Origin of the sequence: Salinivirga sp. (assembly GCF_035268865.1) — a bacterium.
In the GTDB taxonomy this organism is placed as follows: domain Bacteria; phylum Bacteroidota; class Bacteroidia; order Bacteroidales; family Salinivirgaceae; genus Salinivirga.
In genome coordinates this window covers 31,811-51,315 of sequence record NZ_DATFKB010000042.1, presented here as the reverse complement: position 1 = coordinate 51,315, position 19,505 = coordinate 31,811, and the positions used below count along the sequence as shown (strand labels likewise).

At 38.8% G+C, this 19,505-nt stretch carries 12 protein-coding genes; 8 read left to right on the top strand and 4 right to left on the bottom strand.

The features are described from left to right. Positions 1–61 precede the first annotated feature (61 nt). Entirely contained in the window at positions 62–2,353 is a 2,292-nt protein-coding gene (locus VJ937_RS02890) for an NADP-dependent malic enzyme (RefSeq protein ID WP_324065397.1), read from the top strand. A 187-nt stretch (positions 2,354–2,540) separates the two neighbouring features. Here the strand turns inward: VJ937_RS02890 and VJ937_RS02885 are convergent, their stop codons facing one another. Further along, on the bottom strand, positions 2,541–3,311 hold the full coding sequence (locus tag VJ937_RS02885; protein WP_324065396.1) for an FkbM family methyltransferase: 771 nt from the start codon (positions 3,309–3,311) through the stop codon (positions 2,541–2,543). Positions 3,312–3,498: 187 nt separating this feature from the next. Between VJ937_RS02885 and VJ937_RS02880 the strand changes: the two genes are divergently transcribed. Both VJ937_RS02880 and VJ937_RS02875 read left to right on the top strand, forming a co-directional pair. Further along, a complete protein-coding gene (locus VJ937_RS02880) occupies positions 3,499–4,590 on the top strand; it encodes a sensor histidine kinase (protein ID WP_324065395.1) in 1,092 nt (363 codons plus the stop codon). Between the two features lie 25 nt (positions 4,591–4,615). Further along, positions 4,616–6,946: a PAS domain-containing sensor histidine kinase gene (locus VJ937_RS02875; RefSeq protein ID WP_324065393.1), complete on the top strand. Its 2,331-nt coding sequence runs from the start codon at positions 4,616–4,618 to the stop codon at positions 6,944–6,946. Positions 6,947–6,988: 42 nt separating this feature from the next. On the opposite strand, the gene VJ937_RS02870 is transcribed toward VJ937_RS02875, so the two are convergent. The 3 genes from VJ937_RS02870 to trmD are packed head-to-tail and all read right to left on the bottom strand — an operon-like array spanning position 6,989 to position 9,578. Continuing rightward, positions 6,989–7,633, bottom strand: coding sequence for an HD domain-containing protein (locus VJ937_RS02870; protein ID WP_324065392.1), 645 nt, complete (start codon positions 7,631–7,633; stop codon positions 6,989–6,991). Between the two features lie 2 nt (positions 7,634–7,635). Further along, positions 7,636–8,874, bottom strand: a complete 1,239-nt coding sequence (locus tag VJ937_RS02865; RefSeq protein ID WP_324065391.1) for a M28 family metallopeptidase — start codon at positions 8,872–8,874, stop codon at positions 7,636–7,638. 11 nt (positions 8,875–8,885) lie between these two features. Next, positions 8,886–9,578 (bottom strand): tRNA (guanosine(37)-N1)-methyltransferase TrmD, encoded by a 693-nt coding sequence (gene trmD, locus VJ937_RS02860; protein ID WP_324065389.1) that lies wholly within the window; start codon positions 9,576–9,578, stop codon positions 8,886–8,888. A gap of 269 nt (positions 9,579–9,847) precedes the next feature. Here trmD and VJ937_RS02855 point away from each other — a divergent pair, with 269 nt between their 5' ends. From VJ937_RS02855 to VJ937_RS02835, 5 genes are all read left to right on the top strand, one after another. Further along, positions 9,848–11,983, top strand: coding sequence for a DUF349 domain-containing protein (locus VJ937_RS02855; RefSeq protein WP_324065388.1), 2,136 nt, complete (start codon positions 9,848–9,850; stop codon positions 11,981–11,983). Positions 11,984–12,085: 102 nt separating this feature from the next. Then, a complete protein-coding gene (locus VJ937_RS02850) occupies positions 12,086–14,410 on the top strand; it encodes a TonB-dependent receptor (RefSeq protein ID WP_324065387.1) in 2,325 nt (774 codons plus the stop codon). A gap of 15 nt (positions 14,411–14,425) precedes the next feature. Beyond that, positions 14,426–16,048, top strand: coding sequence for a CTP synthase (locus VJ937_RS02845; protein ID WP_324065386.1), 1,623 nt, complete (start codon positions 14,426–14,428; stop codon positions 16,046–16,048). Between the two features lie 3 nt (positions 16,049–16,051). Continuing rightward, positions 16,052–17,917 carry a membrane protein insertase YidC gene (yidC, locus tag VJ937_RS02840; protein ID WP_324065385.1) on the top strand — a complete coding sequence of 622 codons (1,866 nt, stop codon included), beginning with the start codon at positions 16,052–16,054 and terminating at the stop codon, positions 17,915–17,917. A 93-nt stretch (positions 17,918–18,010) separates the two neighbouring features. After that, positions 18,011–19,432, top strand: coding sequence for a gliding motility-associated C-terminal domain-containing protein (locus VJ937_RS02835; RefSeq protein WP_324065384.1), 1,422 nt, complete (start codon positions 18,011–18,013; stop codon positions 19,430–19,432). Positions 19,433–19,505 lie beyond the last annotated feature (73 nt).

Sequence of the window (19,505 nt, the reverse complement as noted above, 5' to 3'; positions counted from 1 at the left end):
TTTACATAAACCCTGGCAATAATCTATTAAACAATTGTGGAAACACTAAATTCCAAACATCATGAAAAAATTCACAAAACAGGAAGCATTGGATTATCACTCATCCGGCAGGCCCGGTAAAATAGAAGTGATACCTACCAAGCCCAATAGTACACAGTATGATCTCTCTTTAGCTTATTCTCCGGGTGTGGCTGAACCATGCCGTGAAATTGAGAAAAATCCGGATGATGTTTACAAGTACACAGCAGCGGGTAATTTAGTTGCTGTAATATCAAACGGAACGGCTGTGCTGGGTATTGGCGATATTGGAGCCAGCGCCTCCAAACCGGTAATGGAAGGTAAGGGGCTGCTTTTTAAAACTTTCGCTGACGTCGATGTTTTTGATATCGAAATTGATGAAAAAGACCCCGATAAACTGGTAGAGCATATCAAGGCCATAGCTCCAACATTTGGTGGCATTAACTTAGAGGATATAAAGGCACCTGAGTGTTTTCATGTTGAAAGAAGACTAAAGGATGAACTCGATATCCCCGTTATGCACGACGATCAGCATGGGACAGCTATAATTTCAGGCGCCGGCTTATTAAATGCATTGGAGCTTGGTGGTAAAAAAATTGATAAGATTAAGGTAGTCGCCAATGGAGCTGGTGCCTCAGCCATTGCATGTTTGCGTATTTATAAAGCATTGGGTGTGAAGCCCGAAAATATTGTAATGTGCGATAGCAAGGGCGTTGTGCGTAAGGACAGAGAGAAACTCAGCGAGCAAAAAAAGGAGTTTGCCACAGAGCGTGATGTTCATACCCTCGAAGATGCAATGAATGATGCCGATATGTTCCTGGGATTATCTGTCGGAAATGTGCTTTCGAAAGATATGGTTAAAAGTATGGCCAGCAATCCTATTATTTTTGCAATGGCCAATCCGGACCCCGAAATTACCTGGGAAGATGCACATGCTGCCAGAAATGATATAATGATGGCTACCGGTCGATCAGATTATCCAAACCAGGTGAATAATGTGCTTGGATTTCCCTATATATTCAGGGGTGCCCTTGATGTAAGAGCTACTGATATTAATGAGGAAATGAAAATTGCTGCTGTTTATGCATTGGCCGATCTTGCAAAAAAATCTGTTCCCGAAGAGGTAAATAAGGCATACAACCTGAAAGGAATAACCTTTAGTAAAGATTATATAATTCCCAAACCCAACGATCCACGGTTAATTACGGAAGTTGCGCCTGCTGTGGCCAAAGCAGCAATGGAATCTGGCGTTGCACGTACGCCAATTGCCGACTGGGAAGAGTATGCTGCCGAACTACGTCGCCGGGCAGGCCTCGAAAATAAGCTTGTAAAACAAGTCTACGAAAGAGCCAAACAAGATCCGAAACGCGTTGTGCTCTCACAAGCCGATAACTATCAGGTTATTCGTGCTGCATTGATGGCAAAAGAGCAACAAATTGCAGAGCCAATTCTTGTAGGAAACACTACCAAAATAAAACAAATCGCAGAGGAGTATCATCTCGATATATCGAAATTGACTCTTATTGACAATGTATGTCAGGGTGAAGAAAAACGCAGAGACTATTTTGCCAAAGAGCTTTTTGCTTTGCGTCAACGTAAAGGTATTAGCTATAATGCTGCCCACCGCATGATGACTAATTGCGATTATTATGGTGTAATGATGCTTGAAACCGGACAGGCCGATGCCTTTATAACTGGACAACAGACAAAGTACGGAGAATCTTTGCGACCGGTAATTGAAGTTATAGGTGCGCGCAAGAGTGTAAACCGGGTGGCAAGTATGTATATTGTACTAACCAAGCAAGGGCCTCTTTTTCTTGCCGATGTGGCTGTAAACAGAGAACCCAATGCTCAAACATTGTCTGATATTACAGTGCTTGCAGCAGAAGAGATTAAAAAACTTGGGTTTGAGCCCAATATTGCCATGTTATCATATTCAAACTTTGGGTCAGTTAGAGGCGGAAGTCCAGCTAAAGTGCGCGAAGCTGTAAAAATTTTGCACAAAGATTATCCGGACTTGAATGTAGATGGCGAAATGCAGGCAAATTTTGCTTTAAACCCTGATCTAATCAGTAAACGCTATTCGTTTAGTAAACTTGTTGGGCGGCACATTAACACACTGATATTCCCTAATCTTAGCTCCGGAAATATTGCTTACAAACTTATAAGCGGAGTCTCTGATGCAGAGCTTATCGGACCTATTTTACTCGGAACACGTAAGCCTGCCCATGTATTACAACTTGAAAGTAGCATAAACGAAATTGTAAGGTTAATAAGTGTGGCTGTTGTTGATGCCCAGTTTTATCAGCGGGGAAGTAAACACCACTTGTTGTAATAAACAATATATTGGAGAGTGCTAAATAAATGAAAACGCGATTTGTGTTTTGTCAAAAAATTTACGGCAGAGGTTACTTCTGCCGTAAATTTTTAGTTTTTTTTGAATATATTTTATTTGGATTTGTATTGAATCCGCTAAAGCTTCAGCATTTTCTTAAACTCTATACCGCATGATCCTGTGCTGCTTATATATCTCCTTTAGTTGAGTTCTCAAGGTCATTAAGGCTAAAGATCAAATCACCGGAGAATTCCGGCGGATTATCTATGTTGTAATGCTTTGCTCCATCAGCATCAATATAGAAGATTTTGTAGCCCAGCGGTACTAGTATATCAATAATCTTTTTCCTGTTACTGCCATCGGTTTCAATTTGTAAGATTGGTTTATGTTCCTTCAAAAGGGGAAGCATTTCTGGAATCACTACTATTTCGTAACCTTCGATATCGCATTTAATGTAATCGATCTTTTTTAAATCTTTAAAAAGATCGTTCGGATTTCGCATCTCTGCTTTAAACTGCCTTTCGAATTCGTTTTTTTCGTTTTTAGAAACCACATGGGTTCTGCCATGGCTTAGATACTTATTACTGGCAGGGAGCCCCATTGATATTTGCTCTCCACTATTTTGGCCCAACGCGTAGGGCAGGACCTCCACATTCGATATCCTACTTAGGTTTTCAGAAAGAATGTTGCGGAACAATTCTACAGGTTCTACAGCGTAAACCTTGCCATCTTTACCTGTTAGTTTTGCAAATAACTGGCTGTAATAACCTAAATTGGCGCCGATATCGATAATAACATCATTTTTTTGAATCAGATTTTTGATGTAGTAATGGCAATAATATTCTCTCTTGTTTTTAAGCCATCCTTTTTTGTACGATAAGAAAAATATTTGGCTGATAAGCTTTAAATAGCCTCTAAGTCCAAGGGTTTTGTAAAGGAACCTTTTGATAAAAAACATATGATTAGCGTTAGGTCTGGTAATCAAAAACGTGCGAATTTACTGAGTAATGTAGTTGCAGCAAATTTTTTGTTGAAAAATAATATAAAAATGTCCAAAATATTTATGCTCTGACAGAACAAACTGAATAAAATCATTATTGTAACGTTCAATTTTTTTTAGCTTTGTACACAAGATATGGTTTCAGATGGAAGAAATGTTTTCAAATAGTGAGAAAGAAAGGCTGACAGAACTAATTAAAAAGGTGCAGGATAAAAATGACGAGCTTGAGAAGCACCGTAAGAAAATTGAACTGCAGAACGAAAAATCGCGTCAGCGTACCATTGAGCTTTTTGGTAAAATGATTGATCTGAAAAAGGCTAAAAAGATCATCAGTATACAAAATGAAGAGCTTGAAAAAAAGAATGAAGAGATTAACCGCAAGCGTGCTGCACTAGAAAACACTTATGTCAAATTTCGCAAACGCACCATTGAGCTTTTTGGCAAAATGGTCGATTTACGAAAGGCCTACAATATTATTAATAACCAGAAAAAAGAAATTGAGAATCAGCGTAAACAGCTGCATGAGCTCAATACAAGCAAGGATAAATTCTTTTCTATTATTGCCCACGATCTTAAAAACCCTATCGCGGGTTTCCTGGGACTTACAGAAGTTATGGCCCAGGATATGAACTCTTTTACCGACCAGGAAAAACAGGAGTTCATTGAGTTGATATATAAATCATCTAAACAACTTCATTCGCTTCTTGAAAATCTTTTACAATGGTCAAGGGCGCAAACAGGCAGACTCTCATACAAGCCAAGGAGATTAAATATGCATGCGCTTTTCCAGGAGAACTTTTCTTTAATCCACGCCAATGCTGAAGTAAAACAAATTGTGGTCGAAGAAAAAGTTGATAATGACCTGGAGGTTTGGGCCGATGTCGATATGGTAAATACCATTTTGCGTAATTTACTCACCAATGCAATTAAGTTCAGTAACAATGATAGTAGAATTACGGCCTACACTGAAATTGAGGGTGATAAAGTAATTACAAGCGTAAAAGATGAGGGGATCGGGATTAGTGATGAGGATCTGGATAAACTCTTTAAAATAGGCTACAATAAATCAAAAGTTGGTACTGCCAATGAAGAAGGCACAGGTCTTGGTCTGATATTATGCAAAGAATTTGCAAAGCGTAATGGTGGCGATGTGATGGTTGATAGTAAACTGGGAGAGGGGAGTATTTTTTCTTTTTCTTTACCCAGGGCGCAGCAGGGCGGAGAAGAAAATGATTAATCGTTTTCCAAAATAATTCAATATTATGGAAGGAAACAAGGCATATGAAAACAGAATAAAAAAACTTGAAGCAGAGAATAAACGCTTACGCTCTCTTTTGGATAGCCAGTCAGATGTTACACAAATTGGCTACCTGGAGGCGATAATACACTCCCTGCCTGATATTGTTTTTCTGATAGATGAAAAAGGCACATATCTCGATATTTTAACAGATAAAGAGGATCTTTTGTACAAAGAGTTCTCTTTTATGCTCAATAAAACATTTAAAGAGGTTTTACCAGCCTATGTTGCGGATAAAGCCCTTGCAGGTATTCGCAAGGTACGGGAAACCGGTAATCCTACAGTAATTGAGTATCAATTGTCAATTGCAGATGAGTTAAAGTGGTTCGAAGGTCGCATAGCCCCTATTATCGGGAGTAAGGATGAGCGCTACGTATTTCTTGTAATGGATATAACCGAGCGAAAAAATATTACGCGATTAGTCGAAACAAGTCAATTTAAATTGCGACGCGCACAGGAAATTGCGCGTTTGGCCTATTTCGAATGGAACCAAAAAACCAATAAAGCAAGTTTTTCTGAGGAGGCAAAAGCGCTGTTTCAAATCGATTCAGTGAGAGCTTTTGAAATGGACGATTATTTCAATTTTTTTGAAACACAAGATCAAAAGGAAGTTAAGAAAGGTCTTGAGGAATATGCCAGCAAAGAGGGTCCATTTGAGTATGAGTACAGTACACAGATAAATGGAGAAGAACGGGTTCATTTGATTCATTGTGAGTTAATGACAGAGTCTGATGATTCCAGAGTTGTTTTTGGTATTATTCAGGATGTAACTGATATACGCAACCTGGAAACTCGACATATACGCAAAACCCAGGAGCAAAATGCCATGTTGATGGCCATCCCCGATATGATGTTCATTCAGGATTCGAATGGGATTTTCCTGGATTTTCATACACCACAGGGGCAAATGCGGAATTTATTAATGGGTCCTTCTGATTTTATTGGTAAAAAGTCAATAGAAATTTTGCCCGCTGATATTGCTACAGCTAATCACGCAAAAATTCGACAGGTACTCAGAACCAATCAGCATGTAATTCATGAGTATCAGATGCAAATCAACGATCGCACTGCACATTTCGAAGCCAGAATGGTTCCGAGTGGAAATGGGGAAGTGCTCTCTATTGTGCGCGAAGTTACTGCCAGAAAGCAAGCAGAGCAGGAGCTCGTAAAAGCTAAACTGATAGCAGAAGAGTCTGACCGCCTGAAGTCCGCCTTTCTTGCAAATATGTCCCACGAAATACGCACACCTATGAACGGCGTGATTGGTTTTGCAGAGCTGTTGCTTCAGGAGGAAATTCCAAATGATGAAAAGCAGGAATATTTCAACATAATTGAAAAGAATAGCCATCAGCTGCTGCAACTTATTGATGATATCATTGACGTATCAAAAATTGAAGCAAACCTCCTGAAGCTTAATTCTTTTGATTTTAATATCAATGTGTTACTTAAGGATTTGGAGCGGGTGTATCAGAAAGAGCTCGATATGAGCGAGAAGAATATAACTTTAAAGTTTGATGGCTTACCGGATCAAAATCAGGCACAAATAAAAGCAGATAAGAGCCGGTTGATGCAAGTATTGCAGAACCTGATCTCAAATGCCTTAAAATTTACCGAAGCAGGTGAGATAAGTGTAGAACTGGATAAAAAAGACAATTTTTTGGTTTTCAGGGTGAAAGACACCGGAATGGGAATACCCGAAATGGCTAAAAGGCATATTTTCGAGCGCTTCAGAAGGCTCGATAATCCGGCCGACAAAATTTATCGGGGTACAGGCCTTGGTTTAGCCGTTTCAAAAGGTTTGGTCGAACTCATGGGTGGTGAAATAAATGTGGATTCAGTTGAAGGTGAGGGATCAACCTTCATTTTTACTTTGCCTCATAAGCGGGGAGCTGAGGAGAATGATGATTTTTATAACCTTAATGAGTGGGAGGAGTTTGCCAATAAACATGTCCTTATTGTGGAAGATGAAGACACATCATATCATTATCTTGCTTCAATGTTGAAGAAGAAAAAAATCAATGTTTTACGCGCCTTTACAGGCTATCAGGCCATTGAGCAGGTGAAAAATACCCCTGTAGATCTTATTCTCATGGATATTCAGTTACCCGAGCTTAATGGTTACGATGCTACAAGATATATCAAAAAAATAGCTTCTGATATTCCAATTGTAGCCACAACTGCATTTGCCCTGGCCGATGATGAGCAAAAGGCACTTGATGCAGGCTGCGACAGTTATGTGTCAAAACCAATATCTTCATACACATTATTTAAAAAAGTGAAAGCGCTTTTAGGATAAAAGTTGAACACGTTTACTCAATATTGGCGATTTTTCAGCTGTTCAATAATCATGCGATGATAATGAAACTTCCTTATGAATTTGATTGAGAAACTGAAGCATGAATTCATGTCGCTCATGAGCTAAGGCTCTTGCATGTTCAGTGTGCAAGCTATCTTTAATGTGCAGAAGTTTTTCGTAAAAGTGGCTGATGGTATCTTCTATGCCATTTAACTGATTTGCTTCTGAAGCTGGAACAATAATTGGTCGTTTGGCAAAACCTCCGTAGCTAAAAGCTCTGGCTATACCAATTGCTCCTATAGCATCGAGCCTGTCGGCATCCTGCACAATAGCAAGTTCGGGATAGTTCAAAGCATCATATTTGTATTGTTTTCTCCACGAAACATGCTTTACAATGTGTAATACGGCTGAAATAATATTTTTTTCTAACTTTTCCTGTTGCAGCCAGTTTTCGGTTAGCTTAATTGCAATGGTTTCGTCTCCATTTGTAAATTTAGCATCGGCTATGTCATGGAAAAGCGCTCCTAGCTCTGCAACTGTTTTATTGCATTTTGTGTGTATGGCCAGTGATTTTGTGGTTTGCCAAACCCGGTAGGTATGCAGCCAGTCGTGTCCGCCCTCTTGGAAATCAAAGAGTTTGTGTTTTACGTATTTGGCTGCTTCATCAATTATTGTTAGATGATCCATAATTAATACAAACGCATAAAATTATTCAATAGGTTAAATAATTCATCCCATTTTGTAAGCGGTACAGGCCCACTATCCGATATGGTATGATAGTGCATATATTCTTTACCTCTTGTGAATATGAAAATTGCCGGAACGTTTTTTCGTGCAAAGGCACAGTGATCGCTCACGCAGCGGGCTCCTCCTGATCTTATATCCGAAAAGTAATTCTTTTCGTCGTTGATCGCATTGATTAGGCTATCTGCTTTTGGCTCTACTTTAGCATTTACCATACCGATACCGCCGCTGCCGGATCCAACCATATCAAGATTAAATAGAAACTTAATTTTGTCTAGCGCAACAGGTGAATTGTTTGCAGCATATTCAGATCCAAATAAACCACATTCTTCGGCTGCAAAAGCCATGAAAATCATTGAATACTCTGGTTTATTCATTGGTTTACTGTAATGGCGTGCCATATCGAGTAACATGGCTGTGCCACTGGCATTATCGTTTGCCCCGGGGAAAAATACTTCACTGCCCATGCGCCCAAGATGATCATAATGAGCTGTGAAAACATAGAAAGAATCAGGTTTTGCACTGCCTTCTATCATTGCCATAACGTTTGCAGTACGGTAATTCTCGTAAAAAGTGTTGTTGATATTTGCATTTATGGTTTTCGAATCATTTATGAGTGAATCGTAAGTATGGAGATAAAAGTATGGTTTTACCTCTACAGCATCGCTTAATCGCCAATACAGGTTATTTTTGTGCGTGAAAATATATCCTGCTGCATTTAGTTTGTAGGTGCGTTTATCTTTTTCTGCAGCAGCAGGCAACACAACAACTTTATCATTTATATCCTGATTTATATCCGCCAGGTTATTTAATTCCGTAGTGTCAATATATACAAGTTCATAAGTACCATTGGTTTCCTTTGACCCCCCACCAACCATGAAGTCTTTTGCCGTTTTTAGGTTTTTTTTATCAACTTTTACAGAAACTGTATCGGGAAAAGTATTAATGGAGATATTAAATGGATGTAAATAGCTTTTCCCAAGTGGTAGAGCCCCGGAATTTTTAAACTCAGAAGCAATATAACGGGCAGCTTTAATATCGCCATTGTTTACATAACCACGACCGTCAAAAGCTTCGGAAGCCAAACGATCAATTATTTTGGTAGCAAATGATTTGTCCTGTGCAGGTGTGAGTGAAATTGTAAATAACAGAGCAAGTAGCAAAACTGATTTTAGTAAAGTCATAAAGAAATTGTTTAGTTATTATGATCCAAATCATCTAATAGGTCGGGTCTTAGTTTTTTTGTGCGTTCAAGTGCCTGCTGCATTTTCCATTCTTCAACAGCTGCATCATTTCCTGAAAGTAATATATCTGGTACTTTCCATCCATTAAAATCGGCTGGCCGCGTGTAAACAGGAGGTGCCAAAAGACCATCCTGAAAGGAATCGGTAAGTGCCGATGTTTCATCGCCCATTGCGCCAGGCAATAATCTTATTACGCTATCAGTAATTATTGCTGCGGCCAGTTCTCCGCCAGTAAGCACATAGTCGCCTATGGAAATTTCTTTTGTAATCAAATGGTCTCTTATTCTTTGGTCAATTCCTTTATAATGGCCACACAAAATAATGATGTTTTCGTAAGTGGAAAGTTGGTTTGCCTGTTGCTGGTTAAATACTTCGCCGTCTGGTGAAGTGTAAATAATTTCATCATATTTTCTCTGTGACTTAAGGTCCGATATGGCTTTGTAAACAGGTTCTACACGCAAAACCATCCCGGCACCAGCACTATAGGCGTAATCGTCAATCCGGTTGTGTTTATTGTCTGAGTAATTCCTTAGACTGTGTATTTTAATGGTGGCTGTTCCACTTTCCTGCGCTTTTTTAATAATGGAATTATTGAGCGGACCTTCAAGCATCTCCGGAATTACTGCAAGTATATCAATGCGCATTTTTTTGGTGTAAAATTAGCAAAAAATAGCAAGAGGGTAAATTCATTGGCTACAATGTGTTTCAGAATGCGCTGTTTTGCTTTTGAAATATGGTCTGGTGGAGTTTTTAAGTCGGTTATTTCTACGTAATTCACTGACTAATTTTTATTTGATGCTTAAAAAAATGAAAACAGTTCATGATATTTTTGAGGAATTTCGATGAAATATCTATTTTCGTAAGGTTTAAAGTAACAGTTTTTGAATAAAACAGAGCAAAATACCGCCGTAGTATGAATACGAATGAATTCAACGAAAAGCCGCAGACGCCTGAGAATGATAATTCTCATGCATCAGAGCCTGAAAAACAGCGATCTGATGAAAATTTGACCGATTCACCATCTTCACCAGTTGAAGGATCAGAGGAATCCACTTCTGATGAAGCGCAATCTCCAGCCAAAGACCAAATTGAAGAGTCAGAAAACAAGGAGGTTGAAAAAGAAATATTTAAAGAAGAGGTTTCACAAGAAACCAAATCTGTTTCCGGTAACCAGGCACCAGTAGATGCTGATAAGAAGGAAAAACAGGAAAAAGAGGAAGAAAACGCAACGGACAAGAAAGAAGAACAGGTTGCAGGATCTTTTTCCGAGCAAGATGAGCTTCTTCCCCCTGCGCAGAGTCCTTATGAAGATGAGGATGAGGGAGATTACTCCGATTATGGAGCATTGAGTAAAGACCAATTGACTTCAGAGCTTGAGAGGTTGCTCAATGAGTTTGAAATACAAAGAATACGGAAACGAGTTGAGGCAATTAAAAGCCAGTTTTACAAGAAACATCAAAGGGATCTTGCAAAACAAAAAGAGGAATTTGTTGCAGAAGGAGGCAACGAAAAGGATTTTCAACCTTCGCCGGATCCGGTAAATGATAATTTCAATAATCTGATGCAGCTCTACAAAGACAAAAGAGTTGCTTACCTGGATAAAATTGAAAAAGATAAGGAAGATAACCTTGCTGCGCGGTTCGAAGTTATTGAGAGCATAAAAAATCTTATTAATAAAGAGGAATCCTTAAATAAAACTTTTCAGGAGTTTAGGGCTCTGCAGGACAGATGGCGCGAAATCGGAAAAGTACCTCAGAGTGAGGTGAAAGGTATATGGGAAAAATACCACTTTGCGGTTGAGCAGTTTTATGACTATGTTAAAATTAATAAAGAACTCAGAGATCTCGATTTACGTAAAAACCTTGATGCCAAGGTTAATTTGTGTGAGAAAGCAGAACAATTGCTTCTCAAAGATAGCGTAGTTAAGGCTTTTAAAATATTGCAGGAGTATCATCAGCAGTGGCGGGAAATCGGACCTGTACCACGCGAGAAAAAAGAAGAAATTTGGGATCGTTTTAAAGAGGCTACAGTAAAAATTAACAAGCGCCATCAGGAGTTTTTCGAAGGACTGAAAAAAGACCAGCAGAAAAATCTCGAATCTAAAGAGACGCTTTGTAAAAAAGTAGAGGAAATCAATAAGCTCAACCTGGTAAAGCCCAAAAAATGGGAAGAAAAAAGCAAGGAAATTATTGAAATTCAAAAACTCTGGAAAACCATAGGTTTCGCACCCAAAAAATACAATAACGAAATATATCAACGATTTAAAACAGCATGCGATAAGTTTTTCGATGCCAAGCGCGCTTATTTTGCAGAAAAACACGCCGAAGAACAAGAAAACCTGGAGAAAAAAGCCGAATTGTGTCTGCAGGCAGAGGCAATGAAAGATAGTACGGACTGGAAAAAGACTACAGGCGAATTTATACAATTACAAAAAATTTGGAAACAAACAGGGCCGGTGCCACGCAAAAACTCAGAAGCATTATGGAAACGCTTCAGAGCTGCATGTGACCACTTCTTTGAGGCAAAAAAAGATTTCTTTTCCAATATTGATAAAAGACAAGATGACAATCTTGACGCGAAAAATCAGCTAATTGAAAAAGTAAAACAATTTGAACTATCCGGCGACGATGAAGCAGATCTGAAAACTTTAAGCGATTTCCAAAAAGAGTGGTCTGAAATAGGTTTTGTGCCTTTCGATAAGAAAGACGAAGTGCAAAAAGAGTTTCGCCAGGCTATCAATAAGCATTTCGATAGTATGAAAATTGAAGATGAGAAGCGAAACCTTATGAACTTCAGAAACAAAATTGAAAATTGGCTTGATAATCCACGTTTGAAGAAAAAGATTACACCAGAACGTAATAAAATTATCAATAAAATTAAGGATCTGGAAAACGAAATTACGCTCTACGAAAATAATATTGGATTCTTTAACGATTCCAAATCATCTAATGCACTTGTAGATGAAATTCAGGAAAAAATAGAAAGAGCTAAAAAACGTATATCTTTGCTGCGAAAAAAATTAGATATTCTTGACGAGCTGGACGACTAAAACAATACTACCCGTTTAATTTGTGGCTCGTTTAGGATATAATAAATTCTCTTGCAGTTGGTTTTCAGTGTGTTGCTGAACTGGCTGTTAAAATACCCGTTTATGATGAAGAAGATTTTTTTGATTGTTACTCTTTTTTATGTTAGTGGTGCTTTTGCTCAAACCGGCAGTGTGAAAGGCTTTATTTTTGATAAGGAAACCGGTGAACCGGTTTTGTTTACAAATGTAATTTTAAAAGGTACTACTTTTGGAGCCGCAACTGATGTAAATGGCTTCTATGCCATAACCAAAGTTCCGGCTGGAAGTTACGAGCTTATGGTTACCTACCTGGGATATGATTCATTGGTTGTGGATATTGATATTACTCCGGGTAAGCCTTTAACGAAAAACTTGTATTTACAACCGGCATCAATTACAATTCAGGACATTGTAGTGAGTGCCGAAAAAGAAGAAATGAAAAATCAGGTACATACTGCAGTCGTAAAAATTTCGCCCCGGCAGATTGAGAAGCTTCCTTCTGTTGGTGCTGAAGTAGATATCGCACAGTATATTCAGGTTGTTCCCGGAGTTGTTTTTACCGGTGATCAGGGCGGGCAACTCTATATTAGAGGTGGAGCACCCATACACAATAAAGTCTTGCTAGATGGTATGACCATTTACAACCCATTTCACTCAATTGGTATGTTTTCTGTTTTCGATACCGATCTATTATTAAATGCCGACATCTATACCGGAGGCTTTAATGCAGAATATGGCGGTAGAATAAGTTCTATAATGGATTTACGTACAAGGCAGGGCAATAAAAAGAAGTTTTCCGGTAAGGTGAGTGCCAATACCTTTGCTTCCAGGGTTTTGCTGGAAGGCCCTCTCAAAAAATTTACTAAAGAGAGTCCCAGTTCGCTTACTTATGCCCTATCTTTAAAACACTCATACCTGGAACAAACATCTAAAAAAATATATGATTACGTTGATGAAGATGGGTTGCCATTTAATTTTACTGATATTTATGGCAAGGTTTCATTGACAGGAGAGAGTGGGAATAAATTTAATGTTTTTGGATTTAATTTTACTGACCGCGTAAATTACCAGGGAACCACCGATTTGGAATGGAGCAATGGAGGAGGTGGTGCAACTGCCGTTGTTGTACCTTCACAATCAAACAGCATTATTGATTTTCATGTAAATTTCTCCGATTACGAGATTAGTATGGAGACCAGTGAAATACAGCCAAGCACAAGTAGTATTCGTGATTTTGGTTTTGGTCTTGGTGTGAAATCATTTATAGGGAAAAACGAGATTTCTTTTGGGTTCGATTTTTCAAGTTATGCCACAGATTATACATTCTATAATGCCTACGGGTTTAATGTAAATCACCAGCAGAATACAGCAGAATACAGCACATTTATGCAGTTCAAGGGGCAGTGGGGCGACTTTATTGTAGAGCCTGGTGTACGTCTAATCTATTATGCATCTTTGGGCGAGCCATCATTAGAACCTCGGCTTGGCATGAAATACAAAATATCTGAGAACTTGCGTTTAAAAGCTTCTGGTGGTTTCTATAGCCAAAACCTCATTGCGGCCAATTCACAAAGGAGTGTGGTAGATTTGTTTTACGGTTTTCTAAGCTCACCCGAGAGTTTACCCGCTTCGTTCAGGGGTGAAGAAGTCGAAACTAAACTTCAAAAAGCCAAACATGTTGTGGGAGGTATTGAATATGACGTAAATAACCGCATTACCGTGAATTTTGAGTCGTATTATAAGTATATGAATCCCTTGATAAATATAAATCCCAACAAAAGATTTGGTGAGAATACCGCTTTTAATGATATCCCCGATATTCTTAAAACCAGTTATATGTTTGAACAAGGTGATGCTTACGGGTTTGACTTGTCATTGAAATATGATTATAAACGCTGGTATGTGTGGACTGTAGGATCGTGGGGATATGTGAACCGTACCGGTTATTTTTATGACGACCTCACCCAGGAAGCCCAGCTAATTGAATATCCTCCACACTTCGACAGAAGACTGAGCGTAAATGTACTCACCTCTTATACTTTTGGAGCAAGACTTAACTGGGTGGTCAGTATGCGTTGGAATTATGGTAGCGGCTTGCCATTTACATCCTCTGTCGCTTATTATGAAAGTTTATCGCTTAATTCAATGAACGATGACTATTCAAATACAGCCGGAGATATTGGAACCATTTATGGAGGTGTTAATGAACGGCGACTTACGGCATACCACAGATTAGATTTCAATGTCAAGCGTAAGTTCTACCTGAAAGGAGATGCTGAGGTAGAGTTAGTAGCCAGCTTGACCAATGTTTATGACAGGAATAATGTTTTTTATGTAAATCGATTGGCAAATGAGGTAATATATCAGTTACCAATATTACCTAGTTTTGGAATGACATTTAAATTTTAGATAAAACTCAATATTGTGGCAAATACACGTTATATTTTCGTTACAGGTGGTGTTACTTCATCTTTGGGGAAAGGCATAATTTCAGCTTCACTGGCTAAGCTGCTGCAATCCCGGGGATACAAAGTGACAATTCAAAAACTTGATCCTTATCTGAATGTGGATCCCGGAACCTTAAATCCTTATGAGCATGGTGAGTGTTTTGTAACCGACGATGGAGCCGAAACAGATCTTGATTTGGGGCATTACGAAAGGTTTTTAAGCGCTGCTACATCACAGGCTAATAATGTTACCACAGGCCGCATATACCAGTCGGTAATTGATAAAGAACGACGTGGCGATTTTTTGGGTAAAACAGTTCAGGTAATTCCCCACATAACCGATGAAATCAAAAGGCGCATAAAATTGTTGGGAAACCGGGATAAATATGATGTCGTAATTACAGAAATAGGAGGCACCGTAGGTGACATAGAGTCACTGCCATATATTGAAGCCGTGCGGCAGCTAAAATGGGAGCTGGGCCGGAGAAGTATGGTTATACATTTAACGTTGGTCCCTTACCTTGCGGCCAGCCGCGAACTCAAGACAAAACCCACACAGCACTCAGTGAAAATGTTGCTCGAGGCAGGAGTGCAGCCAGATGTTGTTGTACTACGTTCTGAACATAGTCTGAATGAAGATGTGCGACAAAAAGTCGCCTTGTTTTGTAATGTAGATATTGATGCAGTAATAGAATCTATTGACGTTAAAACAATTTATGAAGTGCCGTTAAAAATGCAGGACGAGGGACTCGACCGCATTGCATTGCAAAAATTGGAACTGGACCCGCTGGAAGAACCCGAATTGAAACCCTGGAAAGAGTTCCTGCACCGACTGCATAACCCCAAAAAAGATATAAAAATAGCGCTTGTTGGAAAATATGTAGAATTACCCGATGCTTATAAATCCATTTCAGAATCTTTTGTGCACGCAGGAGCTGTAAATAACGTAAAAGTTAATATTTGTTGGGTGCATTCTGAGGAGTTGGACTCAAATAACATGAAAGCAAAATTCAAAGACTGTGCTGGTATACTTATTGCACCGGGTTTTGGTCATCGCGGTATTGATGGTAAATTGCTCGCTGCCCGGTATGCCAGAAAAAATAATATTCCGTTTTTAGGGGTATGTCTTGGAATGCAATGTGCAGTAATAGAATTTGCCAGAAATGTACTTAATTTTAAAGGTGCACACTCTACCGAAATGGATCGAAAAACAGAATACCCTGTGATTGCGCTAATGGAAGATCAGAAAAATATACTCGATATGGGAGGCACAATGCGCCTGGGAGCTTATCCCTGTCAGTTAAAAGATGGCTCAAAGGCTGCAAAGGCCTATAAAAGTAAAAACACCTGGGAAAGACACAGACACAGATATGAATTTAATAATAAATACCTCAATGACTTTGAGCAGGCGGGTATGATTGCTACAGGTATTAATGAAGATACAGATTTAGTTGAAATAGTTGAGATCCCTGAACATGAATGGTATGTTGGGGTTCAATTTCATCCGGAATATAAAAGTACAGTTGTAAATCCGCACCCCATATTTGTAGGTTTTGTGGCAGCAGCTGTAAATCATGTTGAAAAAATAAATCATAAATAAGAGATGGACAGAAATTCGATTATTGGAATACTACTTATTGGGGCGGTTTTGATCGCATGGAGCTATTTTGCCAGCCCCAGCGAAGAGGAAATTCAGGGTGAACGCAGAAGACGCGATTCTCTGGCACAGGTTGAGCAGCAGAAAGAGATGCAGCAAAAAGAGCAGGATATCGAACGGAGCACAGAGAAAAAGGCCGAGCCAACATTTGCTCCTGACCAGAATTCGACACATAGCCAGGATTCTGCTGATACCAAATTAATGGAAAAATATGGTGTCTTCGGTGTCTCAGCAAAAGGTGAGAATAAAACTTTTACACTCGAGAATGAAAAGGTTGAGATTGAAATTCATTCTCTTGGAGGTAGGCCTTATTATGTCAGTCTTAAAGAATTTCAAACATATGATTCGCTGCCATTAAAATTGTTCTCTGGTGACTCTACAAAATTTGGGTTTAACTGGGTTACCAATGATGCACAGGTACCCATTAAAACGCAACAATTATACTTTGAAGCTTACGAGCAAACCCGCACCGACAGCGGTCAGCAACTGGTTATGAGGCTTAGTGCTGGTGACAATCGTTATGTAGACTACAAATATACCCTGCACCATGACGATTATATGGTGGAATTCGATGTAGATTTACATAATTTGGGCGATATAATTAAAAACGATTACCTCTCCTTCGATTGGGCTATCTACATGCCAAGTGTCGAAAAAGGTTATGAATGGGAAGAGCGTAACTCATCTGTTTATTACCGCTACAAAGGTGGGGATGTAGACTATCTCTCAGAGACAGGAGATGATGAAGAAAAACTTAATGAACAAATTGAATGGGTCGCGTTTAAACAGCAATTTTTCAGCTCAATTTTGATTCCTGAAAGGCCACTTACCGATCTGTTTATTGAAACGCAAATGACAGCCGACCAGCAATTTGTGAAATATGTCTCTTGCGAAGCATATATGCCTTATATGGCTCAGCGCGAAAGCGATTATAGTTTTGATTTCTATTTCGGACCCAACAAATATGAACGCCTTAAATCCCACGAGAAAGAGTTTGAAGAACTACTTCCACTGGGTTGGGGTATTTTCGGATGGGTGAATAAACTCATTGTAATCAACCTCTTTGAATGGCTTGGGAAATATATTTCTAACTATGGCATCATAATTCTGATTCTTACATTGATCATTAAAGCCGGTTTGTTCCCGCTAACTTACCGTTCATACAGGTCAACAGCAAAAATGCGTGTGCTGAAGCCGGAAATTGATGAAATCAATAAGAAATTTCCCAAGAAAGAGGATGCCATGAAAAAGCAGCAAGCAACCATGAGCCTCTACAAAAAAGCAGGTGCCAGTCCAATGGGAGGTTGTTTGCCTATGTTATTGCAATTGCCGTTTTTAATTGCGCTATTCCGCTTCTTTCCGGCATCAATTGAACTACGTCAGCAAAGCTTCTTGTGGGCAGACGACCTGAGTTCATATGATTCCATTGTGCAATTGCCATTTGAAATCCCATGGTATGGCGATCATGTGAGTTTATTCGTGTTGTTGATGACCATCGTGAACTTTATTTACATCAACATGAATAATAAAAATAACCCACAAAGTACAGGAATGCCCGGCATGAAAACCATGATGTATATTATGCCACTATTCATGCTGTTTTTCTTCAATAACTATGCATCTGCGTTAAGTTATTACTACTTTGTATCATTGCTGATTACCATTCTACAGACCTGGGTCTTTAGGCAAATGATTGATGATAAGGCTATTCGGGCCCAAATCAACATAAATAAGAAGAAGCCAGCTAAAAAGTCCAAATTTCAGCAGCGAATGGAACAAATGGCTAAACAGCAGCAACAAAAAAAACGATAAATATATCCGGTGAACTTTTAAAGTTCACCGGCTTTTCAGGTACTTTTTGGGGTATTTATTCGTTAACATTATTGATTTGGAAAAACACCCATAATGCATAGGTTTTTAATAATATTTTTTGCCCTTGTGGTATCATTAAATGTTTCTGCGCAAATTGTAAGTAATGCCGATACCATTTTGCCAGTCGAATATGAGCGCGCTGCAGGTTCTGATAGTATATATGTCGTGTTTGGACCCAGTCCTACAGGGTTCAGTGATACGCTTGAAATGACTGCAAATTATCCTTATACCGGATCAGGACTTATACAGTGGTATAAAATCAGACGAAATGCAGACGAAACAGTTATTGAAAAAGAACTTATAATTGAAGCTGCAGATACCACTGAATTGACACTTAAAACCACAGAGCAGGCAGGTTACCCCGGCTATCAGGTGAAGTTTACAGGCACTACAAAAGATACGACCATTACCCGTTGGGCTTATTTTAATAATTTAATTGTAGAGCCCTATTACGAAGAGTCGTGCGATGAACTTTTTATACAGGGCATTAATGGAGGTATATCTTATCTATACTTTCATCCCGATTCTCTGGAAAATAATTATGCTATTGCAAACGGACTTAATTGGGAGTGGGAAGATTATTATTTAGATGAGCAAACGCAGCAATGGACAATTCTTGACTCGCTTGATTTTGGGACAGAGGAACCGAATCCATACTTTTCAACTCCGCCAATCGATTACGAAAATTATCTCTTTAAGGTAACAGTTACCGATAGTTTAGGGCATACAAAAGTTGATTCTGTTGTGTATGAAGCTATCGCTGTAGATGCTGACTTTGATGCTTCTCGAGATATTGAAGGTTTTAGTCCCGATACACTTCAGTTTGAAGCTCCCGTTAAATTAGGGTTCGTAAACAATTCTATCAATGCCGAACTTTATGAATGGACATTTTATAATGATTCAAGTAGGGTGGAGGATGGTGCAGATCGTATTCTCAGAACTTCAACTTTTTATGAACCCCTTGACTCCATAAATTACAAATATCCTGGTTATTACGATGTAAAGCTTAAAGCTGAAGGCCGCGTTTTTATTCAAAATAACGAGGAACGCACATGTGTCGATTCTATCCGTAAAAGACTCTACATTACCATTTATAACTCCTTTATCGGTAAACTGCCCAATGTAATTACACCCAATAACGATGGGAAAAACGATATTTTTTATTTTAAAAATATTGAAAGCTGGGACTATGAAGAGCTTGATGCACCGACAGATATGACATCTACTTCCATTCAAAGTTTTGAAGTATTTATATACAACCGCTATGGTTTACGTGTATATCATTTCAGCGGATCAGAATGGACAGAGCAGGATGCATGGGATGGTAAGTATAACGGAAGTTATGTTGGTGCAGGAGTTTACTATTATGTAATTAAGGCTAAAGGCTATGATGGAAGAGCCTTTGAAAAGAAAGGTTTCTTTCATGTTTTTAGTTCTAAAACCGCCGGAAATTAAAAGAAATATACATTATTTAACCCACAAAAAAAGAGGATGCCGGTAAAACATCCTCTTTTTTATTTCAGTTTGA